Genomic DNA, 19992 nt, shown 5'->3' on the forward strand with positions numbered 1-19992 from the left:
GCCCCTTACCTTGAAGACATAACAACGACCAGAGGCACGCCATGACCGCCAGCCCGAGCCAACGCCAGCATGTCGAGACCATCCTCGAGTCCCTGCATCGCCCCGGCAGCCAGGGGGAGGCGGCCATCATCGAGCGCTCCTGGCGGCGCTGCATCGACCGCTACGGCCTGGACCCGGCCCGCCCCACCCCGGCCCGCTACGTGCCCGGCGCCACCCTGCGCGAGCATCAGGACCAGGCCGACGACCTGCTGCAGGTGGCCCGCGCCGGAGTCGAACAGCTCTATCGCCAGGTGGCGCCCCTGGGTTATGTGGTGCTGCTCACCGATGCCCGGGGTATCGCCGTGCAGTTCCTCGGCGCCAAGGCCGACCAGCGTGAACATCAGCGCACCGGCCTCTTCCTCGGTGCCGACTGGAGCGAGGCCCATGCCGGCACCTGCGCGGTGGGCACCTGCATCCAGGAGCGCACGGCGCTGACCTGCCACCACAGCGATCACTTCAGCGCCCACCATATCCGCCTGACCTGCACGGCGGCGCCGATCTTCGACCCCCATGGCCGCCTGCTGGCGGTGCTCGATATCTCCGCCTACCAGTCGCCGGCCACCAAGGACTCCCAGACCTTCGCCCTGCAACTGGTGAAAACCACCGCCAAGATGATCGAGGATGCCTACTTCCTACAGCGCTATGGCGACCACGCCATCGTCTGCCTGGATCGCTCCCGGGAGTTCGTGCAGATCAATCGCCGCTACCTGTTGGCCATCGAGGAGGACGGCAGCCTGGTGGCGGCCAATACCGCCGGGCGCAAGCTGCTTCGCCATCACGAGTTGCCGCTGCCCGAGGGCGGCGAGGCGCGCCCCTTCAAGGCCTGGAATATCCAGGACCTGCTCGATGCCCGGGTCGACGAGGTACTGGCCATTCCCCGGCATAGCGACGATCGGGTCCAGGCCTTTCATACCCGCCGCCACCGGGAGATTCACTTCGCCACCCTGATCGAGCCGCCACGCCGCGCGACCGGCGGCGCGACGCCGAGCCGCGACACCAGCCTGGCCCCCCTGGAGGCCCTGGCCGACGATGACCCCAGCATGCGTGATACCCTGACCCGGGCCGCCCGGCTACGCAACGAGCCGATCAATATCCTGGTGATGGGCGAGACCGGTACCGGCAAGGAGCGCATGGCCCGGGCCCTGCACGACGCGAGCCGGCGCCACGACCGACCCTTCGTGGCCATCAACTGCGCCGCGATGCCGGAATCGCTGATCGAGAGCGAGCTCTTCGGCCACGAGGCCGGCAGCTTCACCGGCGCCCGCAGCCAGGGCATGAAGGGGCTGATTGCCCAGGCCGATGGTGGCACTCTCTTCCTCGACGAGATCGGCGACATGCCGCTGCAGCTGCAGACCCGGCTGCTGCGGGTGCTGGCCGAGCAGGAGGTGCTGCCCATCGGCGCCAGCCGCCCCATCAAGGTCGACCTGCGGGTCGTCGCCGCCACCCACCGCGACCTGCGCGAACTGATCGCCGCCGGGCGCTTCCGGGAAGACCTCTACTATCGCCTCAACGGCGCCAGCCTGCGCCTGCCGCCGCTGCGCGAGCGCGCCGACAAGGGCTACCTGATCCGCCAGATCTTCGCCGAGCTCAACCACCAGCGCGGCGGCCGGGCACGGCTGCGCGGCGATGCCATCAGCGCCCTGCTCGCCTACCCCTGGCCGGGCAATATCCGCGAGCTGCACAACGCCCTGCGCTATGCCCTGGCCACCGGCGACGGCGAGGAGGTGGTGGTCGGCGACCTGCCGGAGGAGTGCCTGCACGGCCAGCTGGCGCATCCCGGCGCCGGGCGCCCCGCCGCGGTCGACGACGGCGGCACCCGCCAGCCGGCGGCGCCGGCCCCGCGCCCGCTGGAGCAGGACCTGCTCTACCGAGCGCTGTGCCGCCAGCAGTGGAATGTCAGCGCCGTGGCCCGGGAACTGGGACTGTCGCGTCCCACCATCTACCGGCGCATGAAGCGCCTGGGCATCGTGCCGCCCAACCTGCAGAACCCGCCGACGCCGAGTTGAACCATACCTTGAACCAAAGCAGCTATGCTGGGCACGCCGTGCGGCATCCAGCGAGTGCCGTGCCCACTCGGCGGCCAGCTCGCGATTCTCGAAGAGCCATGGTGATAGATGCCATGCCCGCCGGCCGAGTGGCTCAGGCGCCTCCCGGCTTGCGCGCGGTAATCGTCCAGGAACTGGACCCCATGACGATGCGGCCCGCCTTTTCGAAGGGGGCCAGGGCCTGGCGCAGCGCCTCCTCGATCTCGGGGCGCTGGCGCTCGGCCTCCTCCCCCGCCTCGCGGAACACCTCGCCGGCCGGTCCCAGGGCAAGCTGAAAGCGCATGGCGTTCTCCACCGAGTCACCCACCTCCACGGGGCCGTCGTTGCGCTCGAAGGCGACCTCCTCGAAACCGGCAATCTCCAGCTGCTGGGTAACCACCTCGGGATTGGCCATGGAGAAGGGCCCCGGGCCACAGCTGCGGGCGTCCTCGCCGGGGGGCGGCAGGAAGTCCAGCACCACCTGCTTGGGCAGGCCCAGCCAGGGGTTATCGGCGATATCGCGCCAGACGATGAACATCAGATCGCCGCCCGGCTTGAGGGCCTTGTGGACGTTGCGCATGGCCACCACCGGATGCTCGAAGAACATCATGCCGAAGCGCGAGAAGCAGAGGTCATACTCCGGCTCGAAGGGGTAACGCTCCACGTCGGCGGCCACGAAGGTGACGTTATCGATGCCCGCCGCCGTGGCGCGTCGCCGGGCATCCTCGAGGAACTGCTCGACACAGTCCAGGCCCAGCACCTCGCCCCGGGGGCCGGCCTGGCGTGCCAACGCAATGGCGGTATCACCCCAGCCGCAACCGACATCGAGGATCCGGCTACCCGGCGTAATGGAGAGGGATTCGAGGGGCACTCGGCTATGGTAGCTCAGGCCATTCATCAGGATATTCTGGAAACGATCGAACTTCTCGGCCAGGGTGTCGTTCCAGAACTCGACATACTCGCTGGCCGCTGGTGGGGGCTGGTTCATGGCACACCTCCGCATGGGAGCCATGGGGTTGCGACACCTTGGTGCCGCCGGTCGGCGGCGGGACATCGACGTTTCCTCGCCTAGCCGCCTCCCTATCAGTTCTAGCAGTTGGCCCTCCTTTTTGCGGCCCTAGTCGAACCCTGCCCGACGCAGTCCCTCCAGATAGTGCTCGGCATCGGCGTCGCGACGGTAGGGGTCGAGCGCGGCCAGCCATTCCAGGCAACCGATATCCGCGGGGAAGGTGCCGCGGGCCAGTTGATAACGGTAGTGGCGATAGACGGTATCGCGGTGATGGCGGCCCTGCTCGAGCTGGCCGAGATGGGCATGGGCCGCGGCGAGGAAGGCCGGTGTATTGCAGAAGGCCTGGGGCGCCGAGGCCAGGGTGTCGATGGCCTCGCCATAGCGCCGGGCGCTGAAGAAGGCGATCCCGGCCATGCCGGCGTACCACTCTGGCCGGTAAGGGGCCAGGCGTAGCGCCTTGCGCGCCGCCTCCACCCCACGTTCGGGGTCGCCGATCAAGGCCAGGGCGAAGGCGGCATGGGCGAGCACGTCGGCATCGCTGGGATTGAGGGCGAGGGCCAGCGTCAGCTCCCGGTCGGCGGCCTCGTAACGCCGTGCATAGAGCTCGGCCAGGCCCAGCATGCAGTGGGCACGATGATCATGCTTGTCCAGGGCGACCGCCCGGCGACCGAGCGCCAGGGCCTCATCCTGCAAGAATACCCAGTGCTGCCAGGCGTAGCAGGCCCATTCATCCAGGTGCGCCAGGGCCAGCCCGACGTAGGCCCGGGCGAACCGCGGGTCCCGGGCCAGTGCCTGCCGGAAGCAGCGCCGCGCCTCCTGGATCGCCGGCAGATCCGGGTAGCGCAGAGCATGCCAGCCGCGCAGCCAGAGGTCATAGGCCTGCCAGTCCCGGGGCGGGATCCGCCGGGTCCGGGTCAGGCGATCATCCTCGATCCGCCCGACCAGGCGACCGACGAGCTGCGCAACGATCTCGTCCTGTACCGCAAAGAGCTCGTCGCGCCGGCAGTCGTAACGCTCCGCCCAGACCTGACGTCCCCCTTCGGTCGCCAGCAGGCGGGTGGTGAGCCGCAGCCCCTCTCCGAAGCCACGCAGCCGCCCGTCGAGGAGATAATCGACGCCGAGTTCGCGACCGATCTGTTCCCGGCTGGCCCCGCTATGGCGATAGGCCAGGGCGCTGGCCGGGGCGATCACCTCGAGCTCACGAAAACGACCCAGCTCGGTGGCGATATCCTCGGCCAGGCCCTCACCCAGGTGACACAGCCCCTCCTCGGCCGGTTCCAGAGCCAGGACGGCCAACGCCGGCAGCCCGGAGGGCTCGCCGCGGCGCCACCGGCGTGCCGCGGCGGCGGCCACGATCACCTCGGGGCGCTCGGGCAGGTCGTCGCTTTCCCACGCCAGGTCGGGCGTATCGCCCGGCAGCAGCGCCAGCAGCTCCTGCCGCAGGCGCTCGGTCTGCGGGGCGGGAGTGACGCCGAGCTCAGCGGCGAGCCGTTCGCCGAAACGTCGATACTGCGCGAGCGCCGCCCCGATCCGGTCCTGGTAGAGGTAGAGGCGCATCAGCATGCGCAGTATCCCTTCGTCCAGCGGGTCATCCGCCAATAACCGCAGGGCGAGCTGGATCCCCGGATCGATGGCGCCGGTGATGACATAGTGGTCGAGCAAGCGGCGCATCAGCTGCTGCCGCTGCTCCTCCAGGCGACAGCGTTGGGCCACCAGCCACGCCTCGTAGGCCTCACCGCAGTCGGCCATGCCCTCCAGGAAGGGGCCCCGATACTGGGCGAGCGCTCGTTCCAGGGTCTCCGGAGTGCCATCGGCCACCCGCCGCTCGAACTCCTCCAGATCGACCTCGAACGCCTTTGGCTCCACGGCCACCTCCCGGGCACCGATGATCAGGCCGTCGCGCACCGCCGGCGGCAACGCACGCCGCAGCCGAGACAGGGCCTGGCGCAGGTTGGCCCGGGCCCGTGGCTCCGCCATGTCGTCCCACAGCAGGCCAGCAAGCCGGTCCCGCGTCTCCCGCCGTGTCGGGCTCGCCATCAGGTAGGCTAGCAGGGCCTCGACCTTACGGGTCGGGAAGACGAGCTCCTTCCCATCCGGCGTATGGCAGGCGAACGGGCCCAGCAGCGAGGCATGCAGTCGAGTCATGGACACTCCTCCTGCCTCCAGCCTATCCCCGGATACGGATCACTGCCCGACTTCCTTGCCTTGCTTGTCACGCCGTCGTCACGCTTGCGGGACGCTAACCCTGCTATGCCTGAGGTACAGCCCAGGGGGACGCCGTTCCAATCCGGCTCGATACCCCAGGCCGGGAGGTGCGAGATGAAAATGACCGATATCGAGACGGGGCATGGCGCCCCGAACGCGAAGGACATTCAGGCCCTGGAACAGCGCCTGCACGGCGTCCTGATGCGACCGGGTGATGCGGGTTACGACACGGCACGCCGGGTCTACAACGCCCAGCACGATCGCCACCCCGCGCTGATCGTCCAGGCCGCGGATGTCGCCGACGTGATGGCAGGCGTGACCTTCGCCGGTGAGCACGACCTTCCCCTGGCCGTGCGCGGCGGCGGACACAGCGTGCCCGGCTTCGGGACCTGCGACAACGGCCTGGTCCTCTCCCTCGAGCGCATGCGCGGCATCCGGGTCGACCCCGAGCAACGCCGCGTGCGGGCCCAGGGCGGCTGCACCTGGGCCGACTTCAACCATGCCACCGCCGCCTTCGGCCTGGCGACCACCGGAGGCATCGTCTCCACCACCGGCATCGCCGGACTGACGCTGGGCGGCGGCCTGGGCTATCTGGCGCGGCGCTGCGGGCTGACCTGTGACAATCTGGTCTCGGCGGACCTGGTCACCGCCGAAGGTCGCTTGCTGACCTGCAGCGAAGGCCGCCACGAGGAACTGTTCTGGGCCATCCGCGGCGGCGGCGGTAACTTCGGCGTGGTCACCTCCTTCGAGTACCGCCTGCACGAGGTGGCCGATGTCCTCGGCGGCCCGACCTTCTACCCGCTCGAGGCCGGGATCCTCCAGGCCTACCGGGAGCTGATCGCCGAGGCGCCCGAGGCGCTGGGGGCGATCCTCGGCATCACCCTGGCGCCACCGCTGCCCTTCGTGCCCGAAGGGTGGCACGGCCACCCGGTGGTCGTGGTGCTGACCTGCTGGAGCGGACCGGCGGGCGAGGACGACGCGATACGCGAGCGGCTCGGCCACCTCGGCCCAGTGCTAGGGCAATTTCTCCAGCGCATGCCCTACCCAGTGATCAACACCCTGTTCGATGAGCTGTTGCCCGCCGGGCTGCATCACTACTGGAAGGGCTGCTTCAGCCGGGAACTGAGCGACGCGGCGATCGCCGTGCATCTCGACTTCGGGTCCCGCATCCCCTGCCCACAGACCGCCACCCTGCTGTTCCCCATCGATGGGGCCTGCCAACGCGTCGCCGCGGAAGCCACGGCGTTCGCCTACCGGGAGGCGGCCTTCGCCACCGCCCTAGGGCCAAGCTGGCCGGACGCCCGCGACAGCGAGGCCAATATCGCCTGGGGACGGGCCTACTACCAAGCGTTGCTCCCTCACTCCCAGGCGGGTGGCTATGTGAACTTCATGTCCGCAGACGACACCGAGCGGGTAGCCGCCAACTACCGACAGAACCATGATCGCCTGACGGCGCTCAAGACCCGCTTCGATCCGAGCAACCGATTTCGGCTCAATCACAATATTGCCCCCGGCCCCCCCACCGACACTGCCTAAAAGCACGTCCTTGGCATCGGATCCCTCACCCACGGCGCAGCAGGATTCCCGGGGCTGGCTCGAGATGGGCCGGGGTGAAAACGCCTCGCCTCGGTTCAGGCGTTATAGACCACCCGCCCCAGCTCGCCGAGGTCATATCCGTCCAGGGCCGCCGCCCGCTCGGCGAAGCGCGACTCCCGGGTAAAGGCCAGCAGGCGCTGGATCGGCGCCTCGAAATAGTCCCGTCGGCGCATCAGCAGATCGAAGGGCTCCCAGTGCAGGGGCAGGAAGTCGACGCCCTGACGGCGCGCCGCCGCCGCCACCCCCAGGCCCGCGCTGGCCTCTCCCTGGCGCACCGCCAGGGCCAGGTCGTCCTCGCTCAGGGCCAGATGGGGGCCGAAGCACAACGCCTCGACCTCGACGCCCTGGCGCGCCAGCAGGTAGCGCAGCAGCCGTTCGGCCCCGGCGTCCGGCTGACGCCGGGCCACCACCACCCCCGGCCGGGCCAGGTCCGCCAGGCCGCGGATAGCGAGCGGATTGCCCGGGGCGAGCAACAGCCCCTGGCGGCGGCGCGCCCAGCGCAGCGCCACCAGGTCGCCCATGGCACTCAGTCCCAGACGCTCCGGCCGGTTGTACTCGCCGCTCTCGGCATCGATCAGATGCACCCCGGCCAGCATGACATCGCCCTCGGCCAGGCGCCTGACCCCATCGCCACTGCCGTGACAGAGCAGCGCCAGGTCACAGCCGCTCTCGCGCACCGCCCACTCCAGCAGCGGATCCTGACTACCCGCCAGCACCGGGGGCGCAGCGCGACGACCGGCCCTATCCCCCTCCAGGTGGTGCATCAGCCACAGGTCCAGGCTATGGCGGGGAAACAGCAGCTTGCCGGTGACCCGGGTGCAGGGGATCACCCCCTGGGCGGCCAGGTCGTAGAGCTTGCGTTCCTTCAGCCGCAAATAGGCGGCCGCCTCGCTGGTGGTCAGATAGGTCGCTGTCGATTCCATCCGCTCTCCCTCGGGGGTTCCCACGACGACCCCTCGCGTCGTATCGACGCCAGGGGTCGTCGTATTACTGCATTATCCTGCATATTTTCCAGCATAGGATGCATCAACGCGAATAAATGCAGAAGATGCGAGAAGACCCAGGGAGACACGATGCCCACGTCCGATTCCGCCTTTATCACCGCCCTGAACCTGGTCCTCGGCCTGGACCCGGCCCTGCTGGCCATCGTCGCCCTGTCGCTGCAGGTGTCGCTGGCGGCGGTGCTGATCGCCGCCCTGGTCGGCCTGCCCCTGGGCGCCGCCCTGGCGCTATGGCGTTTCCCCGCTCGCGGCCTGCTGATCGTGGTGCTCAATGCACTGATGGGACTGCCGCCGGTGGTGGCGGGCCTGGCGGTCTATCTGTTGCTCTCCCGGGCCGGCCCCCTGGGCCAGTTCGGCCTGCTGTTCACGCCCGGCGCCATGGTGATCGCCCAGGTGCTGTTGATCCTGCCGATCATCGCCGCCCTGACCCGCCAACAGGTCGAGGAGCTCCACGGCGAGTATGCCGAGCAGTTGACCTCCCTGGGGCTGACGCGGCTGCGGCGCATTCCCACCCTGCTGTGGGACGCTCGCCTGGGGCTGATCACCGTGGTGCTGGCCGGCTTCGGCCGCGCCAGCGCCGAGGTGGGGGCGGTGATGATCGTCGGCGGCAATATCGATGGCGTGACCCGGGTGATGACCACCGCCATCGTGCTGGAGACCAGCAAGGGCAACCTGGCCCTGGCCCTGGGGCTCGGCCTGGTGCTGCTGGTGCTGGTGACCCTGATCAACGGCGCCGCCCACCTGCTGGGCGAGATGGCACGGAGGCGGCTGGGATGACCACCCTGAATCAACCCCTGACCCAGGCCATCCCTTCGCTGATCCTGGAGGAGGTGAGCTTTCGTCACCGGGGCCAGCCCCTGCTGGCCCCGGTGACCCTGCGCCTGGATGGCTGTCGCCGCACCCTGGTGATGGGCCCCAACGGCGCCGGCAAGAGCCTGCTGATGCGCCTGGCCCATGGCCTGCTGGCTCCCAGCCAGGGACGCCTCCACTGGGAGGGCGAGACGCCGCGTCAGGCCATGGTCTTCCAGCGCCCAGTGCTGCTGCGGCGCTCGGCGCTGGCCAACCTCACCCATGCCCTGGCGGTCAAGGGCACGCCCCGGCGCCATCGCAAGGCCCTGGCCCGGGAGGCCCTGGAACGCTTCGGCCTGGCGACCCTGGAGGCGCGCCCCGCCCGGGTGCTCTCCGGCGGCGAACAACAGCGTCTGGCCCTGGCCCGGGCCTGGCTGCTGGAGCCTCGGGTGCTGTTCCTCGACGAGCCCACCTCGGCCCTGGACCCCGCCGCCATCCAGGCGGTGGAGGCCGCCGTCGACGAGTTCCACCGCCACGGCACGCGCATCGTCATGAGCAGCCACGACCTGCATCAGGCGCGGCGCCTGGCCGACGACGTCCTCTTCCTGTGCGGCGGGCGGCTGCTGGAACACACCCCCGCCGAGCGTTTCTTCACGGCACCGACCTCCACGGAGGCCCGGGCCTTTATCCGCGGCGACCTGGTGGTCTCGCCGCCCCCTCCCTGACCACCACCCACACGAAAGGAAGCGCCATGAACCAGATCGCAGCGACACTCGCCGGTATCGGCCTGCTCGGCCTCTCCTCCCCCCTGCTCGCCCAGGAGGAGGCCCCTTACATTACCCTGGCCTCCACCACCTCCACCGAGAACTCGGGACTCTTCGACGCCATCCTGCCGCAGTTCACCGAGGCCGCCGGGATCGAGGTGCGAGTCGTCGCCGTGGGCACCGGCCAGGCCTTCGAGCTGGCCCGCCGCGGCGATGCCGACGCCCTGCTGGTGCACGACACCGCAGGCGAAACTCGCTTCGTGGACGAGGGCTACGGCAGCGAGCGGGCCGATGTGATGTACAACGACTTCGTTCTGATCGGCCCCAGCGCCGACCCCGCCGACGTCGCGGAGGCCGATAGCGTCACCGACGCCCTGACGCGAATCGCCGAGGCCGAGGCGCCCTTCGCCTCCCGCGGCGACGACAGCGGCACTCACCGCGCCGAGCAGCGCCTCTGGGAGGCCGCCGAGATCACCCCGGCCGCCCCCTGGTACCGCGAGCTGGGCAGCGGCATGGGCCCGACCCTCAATACCGCCGCCGGCATGGACGCCTATGTGATGAGCGACCGCGCCACCTGGGTGGCCTTCGCCAACCCCCAGGACCTGACCCTGCGCTTCGAGGGCGACGAGCGTCTCTTCAACCAGTACGGCAGCGTGGTGATCGACGCCGAGCGCCACCCCCACCTCAAGCATGAGCTGGCCGCCCAGTGGCACGCCTGGCTGCTCTCCGACGAGGGCCAGCAGGCCATCGCCGACTTCAGCGTCGACGGCCAGCAGCTGTTTTTCCCCAACGCCGACTAACCCCCACGGCGGCGCCCGCCCGGGCGTCGCTTCCCGTCGGCCGGTATCGCCGTAAGACCCGAGCCGCCCCATCGCGATATACTGCCCGCCTCGGCAACTCATGAGACGGGATGGCACGTGAAAGCGCTGGTAGTCGAAGACAACCCCAACTTGGCCACCTCCATCGCCAGCTTCCTCACGGAGGCGGGTTTCCGGGTGGAGACCTGCGACGACGGCCGGGCCGCCGAGCAGTGGCTGCGCCACCTCTCCTTCGACCTGATCCTGCTCGACCTGGGGCTGCCCAACCTGGACGGCATCCATGTGCTGCGCCGGCTGCGCGCCCGTCAGGACAAGACGCCGGTGCTGATCATCTCGGCCCGGGACGACCTGGACCAGCGGGTGCTGGGGCTGGAGGAAGGCGCCGACGACTACCTGGGCAAGCCCTTCTCCCTGGTCGAGGTGGTGGCCCGGGCCAAGGCGCTGGTGCGTCGCGCCAAGCAGTTCGGCGAAAACAGCCTGCAGTGCGGCGGCCTGGAGCTGCCCCCGGACAGCCCCACCGTGCGGGTCGACGGCGAGGCGGTGGCGCTGCACCGCCGCGAGCGGGAGGTCCTCGAGTACCTGCTGATCAACCAGGGGCGCCTGGTCAGCAAGGCGCAGATCATCGACCGCCTCTCCGACCTGGACGATGCCATCACCCCTAGCGCCGTGGAGACCTATATTTCGCGGCTGCGCAAGAAGATCGGCCAGGCCGCCCAGCTACGCACCGTGCGCGGCCTCGGCTACCTCCTCGACGCCGGCGAGCCGCGCCCATGAGCTCGATCCGCGCCCGCCTGCTGCTGTGGATCGGCCTGCCCTTCAGCCTGGTGGGCATCCTCACCCTGGTCGCCAGCCAGGTGGTGCTCTCCCGCCAGATCAACGAGACCTTCGATGCCATGCTGCTCAACGCCGCCGAGCGGGTGGAACGGCGCATCCACTCGGTGGATGGCGAGCTGCGCATCAATATGCACTACTTCAGCATCAGCACCCTGGGCAGCCGCGGCGAGGGCAAGATCTTCTATCGCATCCGCGACGATGCCGGCAATATGCTGGCCGGCTTCGAGGGCCTGGAGGGCCCTCCCCCGGGCGCCACCACGCCGGCCTTCTACGACACCTACTATGCCGGCAACGAACTGCGCGCCGTGGCCACCAGCTTCCCGGTGATCCGCGCCACCCGCAGTGGCCATATCGAGGTGATCGTGGCCGAATCCACCGAGGCCCGCGACAGCCTGATCAACGACTTCCTGCTGACCCTCTCGGGACTGACCGCCGTGGGCGGCCTGCTCGCCGTGACCATCGCCCTGCTGGCGATTCACCAGGGCCTGGCGCCGCTGCGCGCCATCAGCCGCGGCCTGCGCCAGCGCTCCCCCAACGACCTGGAGCCCATCGCGACCCGGGTGCCCCGGGAGGTCACCACCCTGGTGGCCAGCATCAACGGCCTGATGGCGCGGATGCGTCAGAGCATCCGCAATACCCAGCAGTTCAATGCCGATGTCTCTCACCAGCTGCGCACCCCGGTCTCGGAGATCCGCGCCCTGGCGGAACTCACCGCGCGACGCTGCGCGGACCCCGCCCTGCGCCACCCCCTGGAGGAGATCGAGCGCATCGCCGAGCAGGCCGGCTACACGGTGCAGCAGCTGCTGACCCTGGCCAAGACCCGCCACGAGCTGGTGGACACCCAGGCCCTGGTACCGGTGTCCCTCGGCGAGGTATGCCGGGAGGCCTGCGCCGAGGCGGCCGCGCGCATCTATCAGCGCGGCCAGGAGCTGGAGCTGATCGAGCAACAGGCCGGCGAGGTGCTCGGCGACCCGGTGCGGCTGCGCTGGCTGGTGCAGAACCTGATCGAGAATGCCAGCCAGCACGCCGGCGGCGAGACGCCCTACCGAGGGCCCATCCGGGTGCGGGTCTTCCAGCGGGAGGGGGCGCCGGCGCTGAGCGTCGCCGACGACGGGGTGGGGGTGGCCGCCGACGACCTGGCCCGGCTCACCGAGCGCTTCTATCGGGCCAGCCCGGCGACCCCGGGCAGCGGCCTGGGCCTGGCCATCGTCGACGAGGTGGCCCGGGCCCATGGCGCCCGCCTCGACTTCGCCAGCCCCCCGGGCCAGGGACTGACCGTCAGCGTCGTCTTTGCGCCGCGGCGCGACGCCGACGCGCCAGGGCGATCAGCGGCGGGGTAAGCAGGATCAACAGCAGCAGGCGCAGCACATGGTGGGAGACCACATAGACCGGGTCGATCTCCAGCGCCACGGCGATCACCGCCATCTCGCCGACGCCGCCGGGCAGCAGCGCCAGCAGCACCGCCGCGAAGGGCAGGTCCGTCAGGCTCGACACCCCCCAGGCGGTGCCCAGGGCCATCACCACCGCATAGGCGCCGAACGCCAGCCCATAGCGCCCCACCCGGAGCAGCCGCGACCAACCGGTGCCCGAGAAACGCGCGCCCACCGAGCTACCCAGGACCAGGAAGGTCAGGATCAGCAGCAGATCCGGCAGCACGATCCCATGGCCGAGGCTGGCCATGGCCGCGCCCACGGCGATGGGCCCCAGGAATTCGGGGATCGGCAGGCGCAGCCGCCGGCCCAGCCAGGCGCAGGCCGGAGCCAGCGCCAGCAGGTAGAGATCCCCCCAGTGCAGGCCGTTGCCCTCTCCCAGGATCACCCCACCGGCCAGGTGGCTGGCCAGCAGGGCGGCGGAGGCCACCACCATCACCAGGCGGATGGCATGGGTGATGGCGATCCAGCGCACGTCGGCGCCGAGGCGGTCGGCGAGGATGACGGCGCCGTTCATGCTGCCAGGGAAGGCGCAGAACAGCGCGCTGAGCCGGCTCATGCCGCTGCGCGCGAAGAGCCAGCGCCCGCCCAGCAGCATCAGTCCCATATAGCCGAGCATGGCCAGCACGCTGGGGTACCACTCGAGCAGATGCGACAGCTCGCCCAGGTCGATGCGGTTACCGATAAACAGGCCGAGCATGGCGATGGCGCCGCGATGCAGCCGCGGGTCGATGCCCGCCTTCGCCCCGGCCAAGGAGGCCGCCAGCACCAGGCACAGCGGCCCCAGCATCCAGGCCAGGGGCAAGGCGGCCAGGCTGGCGAGGCCGCCCCCCAGGCCGCCGATCAGCAGGGTCAGCAGGCTGCGCTTGAGCATGGTTCAGGCGCCGGCGGCCTTCTTGCGCCCCCGGACCAGGCCCAATAAGCGCTTGCCGAACAGCGACACCAGCAGCAGCGCCAGGATCAGCAGGGTCACCGGACGCTCCAGCACATAGCTCAGGTCGCCGCCGCTGATCTGGTAGGAGTGCAGCAGGGATTTCTCGGCCATGGCCCCCAGCAGCATGCCGATCACCGCCGCCGGCACCGAATAGCCGTAGTGGCGGAAGATCCAGCCGACCACCGCGAACACCAGCACCGTTACCGGCCCGGTCATGTTGCCGGTGAGGCCGAAGGAGCCCATCACCGCCAGCACCAGCACCGAGGGAATCAGGTAGCGCATCGGCACCTTGATGATATTGGCCAGCAGCGGGATAAACAGCAGCCCGATGACCAGCAGCAGGAACACCTGGGCGAAGTTGGCGAAGATGATGGCGTAGACCACGTCGGTCTGCTGGCGGATGAACTGCGGGCCGCCGGTGATGTTATGCATGGCGAAGGCCGCCAGCATCACCGCCGTGGCCCCGCCGCCGGGAATGCCCAGGGCCAGCAGGGTGGCCATGGAGCCCGCCTCCGAGGTGCTGTTGGCCGACTCCGAGGCCACCACGCCCTTGGGGTTGCCCTTGCCGAAGGAGTCCGGGTCCTCGTCGCGGCGCTGGGTCTCCACGTAGGAGAGCAGGTTGGAGACCGAGGAGCCGACCCCGGGCACCGCCCCCACGAAGACCCCGATCAGGCCGCCGCGGATCATCACCCAGGGGTAGCGAACGGCCAGCTTGAAACCCTGGAAGATCTCCCCGAGCTTGACCCTGCGGGAGGCCTTCGACTCGACGATAAAGCCCTTGTTGGCCAGCTTGAACAGCTCCGAGGCGGCGAACATGCCCATCATGGCGGGAATCACCGGCACCCCGTCGAGAAGATAGGTCTGGCCCATGGTGCCCCGCGCCATGCCCAGCTCGTTGAAGCCGATGGTGCCGATCAACAGCCCCACGAAGCCGGCCATCAGGCCCTTGAGTACCTGCTCGCCCTTGAGGCTGGCGATCAGCGTCATGCCCCACAGGATCACCGCGAACATCTCCGCGGGCCCCAGCTTGAGCACCATCAGGGAGAGCGGCTGGATCATTACGAAGAGAATGACGTAGCCCATCAGGGTACCGAGCACCGACGACACCAGGGCCACGCCCAGGGCCTGGTTGTGCTTGCCCTGGCGCGCCATGGGGTAACCGTCGAAGGCGGTGGCGATGGCCGAGGAGGTGCCGGGGATATTCATCAATATCGCCGGGATGCCGCTACCGAAGGAGCCCCCGGTGAAGATGGCGGTCAGGAACAGCATCGCCTGGACGAAATCCATGTACAGGGTCATCGGCAGGAAGATCGCCATGGCCATGGAGATCTGCAGCCCCGGGGTGGCGCCGAAGATCAGCCCGATGACGATGCCGGGCACCACCACCATCCAGGGGGAAAAGCTCGAGAAGAGCAGGGCCAGGCCCTGCTCGACGGCGATGAAATCGATCATGGTGTGACTCCCTTAGCCCGGAAGGATCAGCATATGCATGGGATAGGGCAGCATCTGCGCGAAGAAGAAGGCCACGCCGAAGCCGAAGGCCAGGCTGTAGCCCCCCAGCAGCGGCCAGTGGCGCTCGCCCTTGAGCACCAGGAAGGCGGCGATGAAGAGCACCGTGCCCACGTCGAAGCCCAGGGTCTCCAGCGACAGCACATAGGCGGCGAACAGCCCCACCACCGGCAGGGTGCGGTGCAGCGGCTCGCCCTCGCGCTCCTCGCGGATCAGCAGGGTGCCCTTCTTCAGGCGCATCCCCACCTCCAGGACCACGATGGCCAGCACCACCAGGGAGAGGGGCAGGATCAGCAGCAGGTTCTGTACGGCCGAGGAGACCCGGATGGCATCCAGCAGGTACCAGAGGGTAAAGCCGGCCAGAGCCATGAGGACCAAGAGGTCCCCATAGTCGCGTTTGTTGGCGGTCATGGATGGACTCCAGTCGCCCCCGACCCACACGCCGGGGGCGCATCATGCGGGAAGGATCAGTTGAGCAGGTCGGCGTAGGCCTCGAAGACCTCGAAGTTGGTGTGCATCAGCTCATTGGAGCGCTCGGGGCCGATCCAGACCCCGCCGATGTCATTGCCTTCGAGGTGGTCCTGGACCTCCTTGCGCGCCAGGGTGTTCTGGATCGCCTCGGAGAGGATCTCGTAGCGCTCCGGATACTGACGCTCGGTCTCGGCGGTCACCGCGAAGCCGCGCATGGAGCCCTGCAGCACCGGCACCTCGATATCCATGGGATCGAGCGCCTCGTTGATGGTCGGGGCGTCCCACTGCTCGATGCGCTCGTCGCTGACCACGGCCAGCGGCGTCAGGAATTCGCGGATCCCCTCGCTGCCCTGGGCGCTGATGGAGGTGAAATGGACCTGGCCGCCGGCCACCGCGGAGCGCGCCTCGCCGCCGCTGTTATAGGTCACCAGGTTGAGGTTCTCCTGGGGAATCCCCGCCTCCTCCAGCAGCAGGCGCACCATCAGGTGGCCGGCGGAGCCCTGTACCACCGAGGCCCGTACCTCGCCGGGGTTGTCGCGGATCGCCTCCAGCAGCGTGGGCAGATCCTCGAAGCCGCTGTCCTTGTTGGCGGCGATCAGGTCCAGGTCGAACCACTGGAAGTTGATAAAGGAGAAGTCCTCGATACCGTACTGGGCGCCCCCGGTGAGGATGGTATTGGTCAGGTAGGGAGCGAAGGTAGAGGCGTAGACGGTATAGCCATCGTCCGGGCGCGACAGGATATAGTTCGCCGAGACCTGGGTGCCGGCGCCGGGGCGGTTGGTGACCCGCACCGGTACGCCGAGCTCCTCGGCCAGGTAGGTGGAGACGGCGCGGGTCATGCGATCGGCGCTGCCCCCGGTGCCGAAGCCCACCACCAGGTCGAGGGGACGGTCCGGGTAATCATCGGCGGCCACCGGCGTGGTCATCGCCAGGGAGGCCAGCATGGCCGCCGCGGCGCCGGCCATCAGGGTCGTCTTGCCACTCTGGGGAAGGAAGCGATCGAACATGGCGTGTGTATCCTCGTTGTTAGATGGTCCCCGGGTCGTCGCCCGGCCACCGAGACTCTAGAGGACCAAACTGTCACCAAGCTTGCACGGCGCCAACCTTCGACCAAGGTCTAAGCCCCTCAGGGCGCCGCCTCCAGCCGCTCCAGCAGCCCCCCCAGTTCGTTGCACAAGAAACGCGACTCCACGCATTCGCCCAGGTGCCCCTCGGCGAAACGCAAGAAGCCCAGCGCCGCATGGGAGAGCCGGCGGTCGCGACGCACGATGAACTGCCAGTGACTCTCCAGCGGCAGTCTCGCCACCGGCAGGATCACCAGGTCGGGATGCTCCGGCGGCAGCACATGCTCGGAGAGCACGGCGAGCCCCATGCCGGAGGCCACGCCGACGCGAATCGCCTCGTTGCTGGCCATCTGCAGGGTCGGCCCCAGGCTCAGGCCCTGCTCCTGGAGCCAACTGTCGAAGAGCATGCGGGTCGCCGAGCCCGGCTCGCGCAGCAGCATGCGCTCGCCGAGCAACTCGCTCATCGCCACCCGCTCGCGCCCGACCAGGGGATGATCCCGGGGCGCCACCGCCACCAGGGGGTTGCGCAGGAAGCGTCCCGCCACCGCATGGGCCAACGAGGGCGGATGGCTGAACACATAGAGGTCGTCCTCCTGGCGCTCGAAGCGGGTCAGCATCTGCCGGCGGTTACCGATATGCACGGTCACGTCCACCTCGGGAAAGGCCCGGCTGTAGGGCCCCAGCAGCCGCGGCAGCACGTACTGGGCGGTATTGACCAGGGCGATGGAGAAACGCCCCCGCTCGCCGCCGCGCAAGGCCTCCAGGTAGTCGCCGAAGTCATCGAAGCGCCCCAGCACCTCGCGACTGGCCCGGTAGAGCTCGGCCCCGGCCTCGGTGGGCACGAGCCGCCCCTGGCGACTCTCGAGCAGCGGCTCCCCCACCGTCTCGGCCAGGCGCTTGAGCTGCTGGGAGACGGTGGGCTGGGTCAGGTGCAGGCGCCGTGCCGCCTCGCTGACCGAGCCGCTGCCGACCACCGCGGCATAGACCTGCAAGAGGCGAAAGGTCAGATGGCGACTGTTCATGGCGCACCCCGCGCGTCGATGACATAGATGATTATCTATACTGCATCACTAAACTCTTAATTGGTATCCATACCTCGACCTAAGCACAATGCGCGGCGCTTTCCCTTCGCGAGACGAGATACGCCCATGCCCGATATCGTGGTGATGTTCTTCCTGCTCGGCCTGCTGGCCGGCGTGGTGAGATCCGACCTGACCATTCCCAAGGCCGCCTACGACACCCTGAGCCTGCTGCTGATGCTGACCATCGGCCTCAAGGGGGGCATGGCCCTCTACGGCAACCTGGGCTGGTCCCTGGTGCCGGAGCTGGCCGCGGTGGCGGCCCTCGGCGGCCTGATTCCGCTGGCGCTGATGCCGGTGCTGCGGCGCCTGGTGCGCCTCGCCCCCGCCGACAGCGCCAGCCTGGCCGCCCACTACGGCTCGGTCAGTGCCGGCACCTTCGCCGTGGCGCTGGCCTTCGCCGAGGGCCGCGGCCTGCCCATCGGCGCCGAGGTGACCCTCTATCTGGTAATGATGGAGCTGCCGGCGATCATGGTGGCCATCGCCACCTATCGCCGCTACAAGGGGCGCGAACCCGGCGAGGCGATGAGCAGCCTATGGCACGAGACCCTGACCAATCGCGGCGTGATCCTGCTGGCCGGGGGCGTGGTGATCGGCGCCATGTATGGCCCGGCCCAGGGGTCCAACGTCACCGACCTGCTGACCGGGGCCTTCCATGCGGTGCTGGCGCTGTTCCTGCTGGAGATGGGCCTGACCGCCGCCGAGACCCTGAGGCCCATTCCCTGGCGCCACTGGCGCCTGCTGGCCTTCGCCCTCCTCGCCCCGCCGCTGCTGGCCCTGTGTGGCCTCACCGTGGGCCTGACCCTGGGGCTGCCCAGCGGCTCGCTGCTGATCCTCACCGCCCTGGCCGCCAGTGCCTCCTATATCGCCGCCCCGGCGGCCATGCGCGCCGCCATCCCCAACGCCAATATCGGCCTGGCGATGCTCGCCTCCCTGGGCTTCACCTTTCCCCTCAACGTCATCGTCGGCATCCCCCTCTACTATCAGCTGGTCCACGCCCTGGGCGGCTGATCCGCTCCCCCTCCTGCCGACGACCAGGCGCCCCGCGGGGCGCCTGCCGTCTTGGCGGCCCACCGGGGCCAGCCACTACGCTCAAGACGACACCCCGCCGCGTTGGCGCAGGACGACTCGCCTGCGACCTTGGTATAGGCGATTTGCACTTTACGTTAACGTAAACCTTGCCTAGTCTAGAGCCATTCCAACGCCCCTTTGGCTATGACCACTCGATCCCGGAGACCCGTCATGCATACGCCCTTCAAGCCCCTCGACTTCGGCCTCGACGACGAACTGAACATGCTGCGCGACCAGGTCAACGCCTTCGCCCGCGACGAGATCGCCCCGCGTGCCGCCGAGATCGACGAGACCAACGCCTTCCCCAACGACCTCTGGCAGAAGTTCGGCGACATGGGCCTGCTCGGCATCACCGTGCCGGACGAGGACGGCGGCAGCGGCATGGGCTACCTGGCCCACTGCATCGCCATGGAGGAGATCTCCCGGGCCAGCGCCTCGGTGGGCCTCTCCTATGGCGCCCACTCCAACCTCTGCGTTAACCAGATCAAGCTCAACGCCTCGGCCGAGCAGAAGGCCAGGTACCTGCCCAAGCTGATCAGCGGCGAGCACGTGGGGGCGCTGGCCATGTCCGAGCCGGGGGCCGGCTCCGACGTGGTCTCCATGAAGCTGCGCGCCCGCCTGGAGGGTGACAAGTACATCCTCAACGGCAACAAGATGTGGATCACCAACGGCCCCGACGCCGATGTGCTGGTGGTCTACGCCAAGACCGACCCGGACGCCGGCTCCAAGGGCATCACCGCCTTTATCATCGAGAAGGGCATGCCCGGCTTCTCCACCGCCCAGAAGCTCGACAAGCTGGGCATGCGCGGCTCCAACACCTGCGAGCTGGTATTCGAGGAGTGCGAGGTTCCGGTCGAGAACGTGCTGGGCGAGGTGGGCCGTGGCGTGCGGGTGCTGATGAGCGGTCTCGACTACGAGCGCACCGTGCTGGCCGCCGGCCCCATCGGCATCATGCAGGCCGCCATGGATATCGTGGTGCCCTACCTGCATGAGCGGAAGCAGTTCGGCCAGGCGATCGGCGAATTCCAGCTGGTGCAGGGCAAGGTGGCCGATATGTACACCACCCTCAACGCCTGCCGCGCCTACCTCTATGCGGTGGCGGCGGCCTGCGACCGCGGCCAGACCTCCCGCAAGGACGCCGCCGGGGTGATCCTCTACTGCGCCGAGAAGGCCACCCAGGTGGCGCTGGACGCCATCCAGTTGCTCGGCGGCAACGGCTATATCAACGAATACCCCACCGGGCGCCTGCTGCGCGATGCCAAGCTCTACGAGATCGGCGCCGGCACCAGCGAGATTCGCCGCATGCTGATCGGCCGCGAACTCTTCGCCGAGTCCGCCTAACCGCCACCGGCCCA

General features: G+C 69.0%; 17 protein-coding genes. 9 read left to right on the forward strand and 8 right to left on the reverse strand.

The annotated features are described in order from the left end of the window. Positions 1-41: 41 nt before the first annotated feature. Positions 42-2045 carry a sigma-54-dependent Fis family transcriptional regulator gene (locus NFU04_RS07850; protein WP_251308947.1) on the forward strand — a complete coding sequence of 668 codons (2004 nt, stop codon included), beginning with the start codon at positions 42-44 and terminating at the stop codon, positions 2043-2045. Positions 2046-2178: 133 nt separating this feature from the next. Here the strand turns inward: NFU04_RS07850 and NFU04_RS07855 are convergent, their stop codons facing one another. Both NFU04_RS07855 and NFU04_RS07860 read right to left on the reverse strand, forming a co-directional pair. After that, a complete protein-coding gene (locus tag NFU04_RS07855; RefSeq protein WP_251308948.1) occupies positions 2179-3051 on the reverse strand; it encodes a class I SAM-dependent methyltransferase in 873 nt (290 codons plus the stop codon). A 129-nt stretch (positions 3052-3180) separates the two neighbouring features. Beyond that, positions 3181-5217 carry a BTAD domain-containing putative transcriptional regulator gene (locus NFU04_RS07860; protein ID WP_251308949.1) on the reverse strand — a complete coding sequence of 679 codons (2037 nt, stop codon included), beginning with the start codon at positions 5215-5217 and terminating at the stop codon, positions 3181-3183. 174 nt (positions 5218-5391) lie between these two features. Here NFU04_RS07860 and NFU04_RS07865 point away from each other — a divergent pair, with 174 nt between their 5' ends. Further along, positions 5392-6813, forward strand: a complete 1422-nt coding sequence (locus NFU04_RS07865) for an FAD-binding oxidoreductase (protein ID WP_251308950.1) — start codon at positions 5392-5394, stop codon at positions 6811-6813. Positions 6814-6908: 95 nt separating this feature from the next. Here the strand turns inward: NFU04_RS07865 and NFU04_RS07870 are convergent, their stop codons facing one another. Then, positions 6909-7796: a helix-turn-helix transcriptional regulator gene (locus NFU04_RS07870; protein ID WP_251308951.1), complete on the reverse strand. Its 888-nt coding sequence runs from the start codon at positions 7794-7796 to the stop codon at positions 6909-6911. 150 nt (positions 7797-7946) lie between these two features. Here NFU04_RS07870 and NFU04_RS07875 point away from each other — a divergent pair, with 150 nt between their 5' ends. The 5 genes from NFU04_RS07875 (at position 7947) to NFU04_RS07895 (ending at position 12419) form a co-directional block, all read left to right on the forward strand. After that, a complete protein-coding gene (locus tag NFU04_RS07875; protein ID WP_251308952.1) occupies positions 7947-8651 on the forward strand; it encodes an ABC transporter permease in 705 nt (234 codons plus the stop codon). Beyond that, positions 8648-9388 (forward strand): ATP-binding cassette domain-containing protein, encoded by a 741-nt coding sequence (locus tag NFU04_RS07880; protein WP_251308953.1) that lies wholly within the window; start codon positions 8648-8650, stop codon positions 9386-9388. The genes NFU04_RS07875 and NFU04_RS07880 overlap by 4 nt, the downstream gene beginning before the upstream one ends. Positions 9389-9414: 26 nt before the next feature. After that, a complete protein-coding gene (locus NFU04_RS07885) occupies positions 9415-10227 on the forward strand; it encodes an ABC transporter substrate-binding protein (protein WP_251308954.1) in 813 nt (270 codons plus the stop codon). A gap of 117 nt (positions 10228-10344) precedes the next feature. Further along, a complete protein-coding gene (locus tag NFU04_RS07890; protein ID WP_251308955.1) occupies positions 10345-11019 on the forward strand; it encodes a response regulator transcription factor in 675 nt (224 codons plus the stop codon). Then, positions 11016-12419 carry a sensor histidine kinase gene (locus NFU04_RS07895; protein ID WP_251308956.1) on the forward strand — a complete coding sequence of 468 codons (1404 nt, stop codon included), beginning with the start codon at positions 11016-11018 and terminating at the stop codon, positions 12417-12419. Before NFU04_RS07890 ends, NFU04_RS07895 begins: the two co-directional genes overlap by 4 nt. Here NFU04_RS07895 and NFU04_RS07900 read toward each other — a convergent pair. From NFU04_RS07900 to NFU04_RS07920, 5 genes are all read right to left on the reverse strand, one after another. Beyond that, the gene (locus NFU04_RS07900; protein ID WP_251308957.1) at positions 12358-13383 is read right to left on the reverse strand and encodes an AbrB family transcriptional regulator; all 1026 of its coding nucleotides are present in this window, start codon (positions 13381-13383) and stop codon (positions 12358-12360) included. The genes NFU04_RS07895 and NFU04_RS07900 overlap by 62 nt on opposite strands. A gap of 3 nt (positions 13384-13386) precedes the next feature. After that, positions 13387-14895, reverse strand: a complete 1509-nt coding sequence (locus tag NFU04_RS07905; protein WP_251308958.1) for a tripartite tricarboxylate transporter permease — start codon at positions 14893-14895, stop codon at positions 13387-13389. 12 nt (positions 14896-14907) lie between these two features. Next, positions 14908-15363 (reverse strand): tripartite tricarboxylate transporter TctB family protein, encoded by a 456-nt coding sequence (locus NFU04_RS07910; protein WP_251308959.1) that lies wholly within the window; start codon positions 15361-15363, stop codon positions 14908-14910. Between the two features lie 56 nt (positions 15364-15419). After that, positions 15420-16430 (reverse strand): Bug family tripartite tricarboxylate transporter substrate binding protein, encoded by a 1011-nt coding sequence (locus NFU04_RS07915; protein WP_251308960.1) that lies wholly within the window; start codon positions 16428-16430, stop codon positions 15420-15422. Between the two features lie 119 nt (positions 16431-16549). Further along, on the reverse strand, positions 16550-17509 hold the full coding sequence (locus NFU04_RS07920; RefSeq protein ID WP_251308961.1) for a LysR family transcriptional regulator: 960 nt from the start codon (positions 17507-17509) through the stop codon (positions 16550-16552). Between the two features lie 126 nt (positions 17510-17635). Between NFU04_RS07920 and NFU04_RS07925 the strand changes: the two genes are divergently transcribed. Then, the gene (locus tag NFU04_RS07925; protein WP_251308962.1) at positions 17636-18577 is read left to right on the forward strand and encodes a sodium-dependent bicarbonate transport family permease; all 942 of its coding nucleotides are present in this window, start codon (positions 17636-17638) and stop codon (positions 18575-18577) included. Between the two features lie 231 nt (positions 18578-18808). Then, positions 18809-19978: an isovaleryl-CoA dehydrogenase gene (locus NFU04_RS07930; RefSeq protein WP_251308963.1), complete on the forward strand. Its 1170-nt coding sequence runs from the start codon at positions 18809-18811 to the stop codon at positions 19976-19978. The last annotated feature ends 14 nt before the right edge of the window (positions 19979-19992 follow it).

It is taken from the genome of Halomonas sp. NCCP-2165 (assembly GCF_023708045.1).
GTDB classification, from domain to species: domain Bacteria; phylum Pseudomonadota; class Gammaproteobacteria; order Pseudomonadales; family Halomonadaceae; genus Bisbaumannia; species Bisbaumannia pacifica.

Excerpts from the sequence above, each read along its gene's own strand:
- NFU04_RS07850 (WP_251308947.1), top strand. The coding sequence starts at position 42 with ATGACCGCCAGCCCGAGCCAACGCCAGCATGTCGAGACCATCCTCGAG.
- NFU04_RS07855 (WP_251308948.1), bottom strand. The coding sequence starts at position 3,051 with ATGAACCAGCCCCCACCAGCGGCCAGCGAGTATGTCGAGTTCTGGAAC.
- NFU04_RS07860 (WP_251308949.1), bottom strand. The coding sequence starts at position 5,217 with ATGACTCGACTGCATGCCTCGCTGCTGGGCCCGTTCGCCTGCCATACG.
- NFU04_RS07865 (WP_251308950.1), top strand. The coding sequence starts at position 5,392 with ATGAAAATGACCGATATCGAGACGGGGCATGGCGCCCCGAACGCGAAG.
- NFU04_RS07870 (WP_251308951.1), bottom strand. The coding sequence starts at position 7,796 with ATGGAATCGACAGCGACCTATCTGACCACCAGCGAGGCGGCCGCCTAT.
- NFU04_RS07875 (WP_251308952.1), top strand. The coding sequence starts at position 7,947 with ATGCCCACGTCCGATTCCGCCTTTATCACCGCCCTGAACCTGGTCCTC.
- NFU04_RS07880 (WP_251308953.1), top strand. The coding sequence starts at position 8,648 with ATGACCACCCTGAATCAACCCCTGACCCAGGCCATCCCTTCGCTGATC.
- NFU04_RS07885 (WP_251308954.1), top strand. The coding sequence starts at position 9,415 with ATGAACCAGATCGCAGCGACACTCGCCGGTATCGGCCTGCTCGGCCTC.
- NFU04_RS07895 (WP_251308956.1), top strand. The coding sequence starts at position 11,016 with ATGAGCTCGATCCGCGCCCGCCTGCTGCTGTGGATCGGCCTGCCCTTC.
- NFU04_RS07900 (WP_251308957.1), bottom strand. The coding sequence starts at position 13,383 with ATGCTCAAGCGCAGCCTGCTGACCCTGCTGATCGGCGGCCTGGGGGGC.
- NFU04_RS07905 (WP_251308958.1), bottom strand. The coding sequence starts at position 14,895 with ATGATCGATTTCATCGCCGTCGAGCAGGGCCTGGCCCTGCTCTTCTCG.
- NFU04_RS07910 (WP_251308959.1), bottom strand. The coding sequence starts at position 15,363 with ATGACCGCCAACAAACGCGACTATGGGGACCTCTTGGTCCTCATGGCT.
- NFU04_RS07915 (WP_251308960.1), bottom strand. The coding sequence starts at position 16,430 with ATGTTCGATCGCTTCCTTCCCCAGAGTGGCAAGACGACCCTGATGGCC.
- NFU04_RS07920 (WP_251308961.1), bottom strand. The coding sequence starts at position 17,509 with ATGAACAGTCGCCATCTGACCTTTCGCCTCTTGCAGGTCTATGCCGCG.
- NFU04_RS07925 (WP_251308962.1), top strand. The coding sequence starts at position 17,636 with ATGCCCGATATCGTGGTGATGTTCTTCCTGCTCGGCCTGCTGGCCGGC.
- NFU04_RS07930 (WP_251308963.1), top strand. The coding sequence starts at position 18,809 with ATGCATACGCCCTTCAAGCCCCTCGACTTCGGCCTCGACGACGAACTG.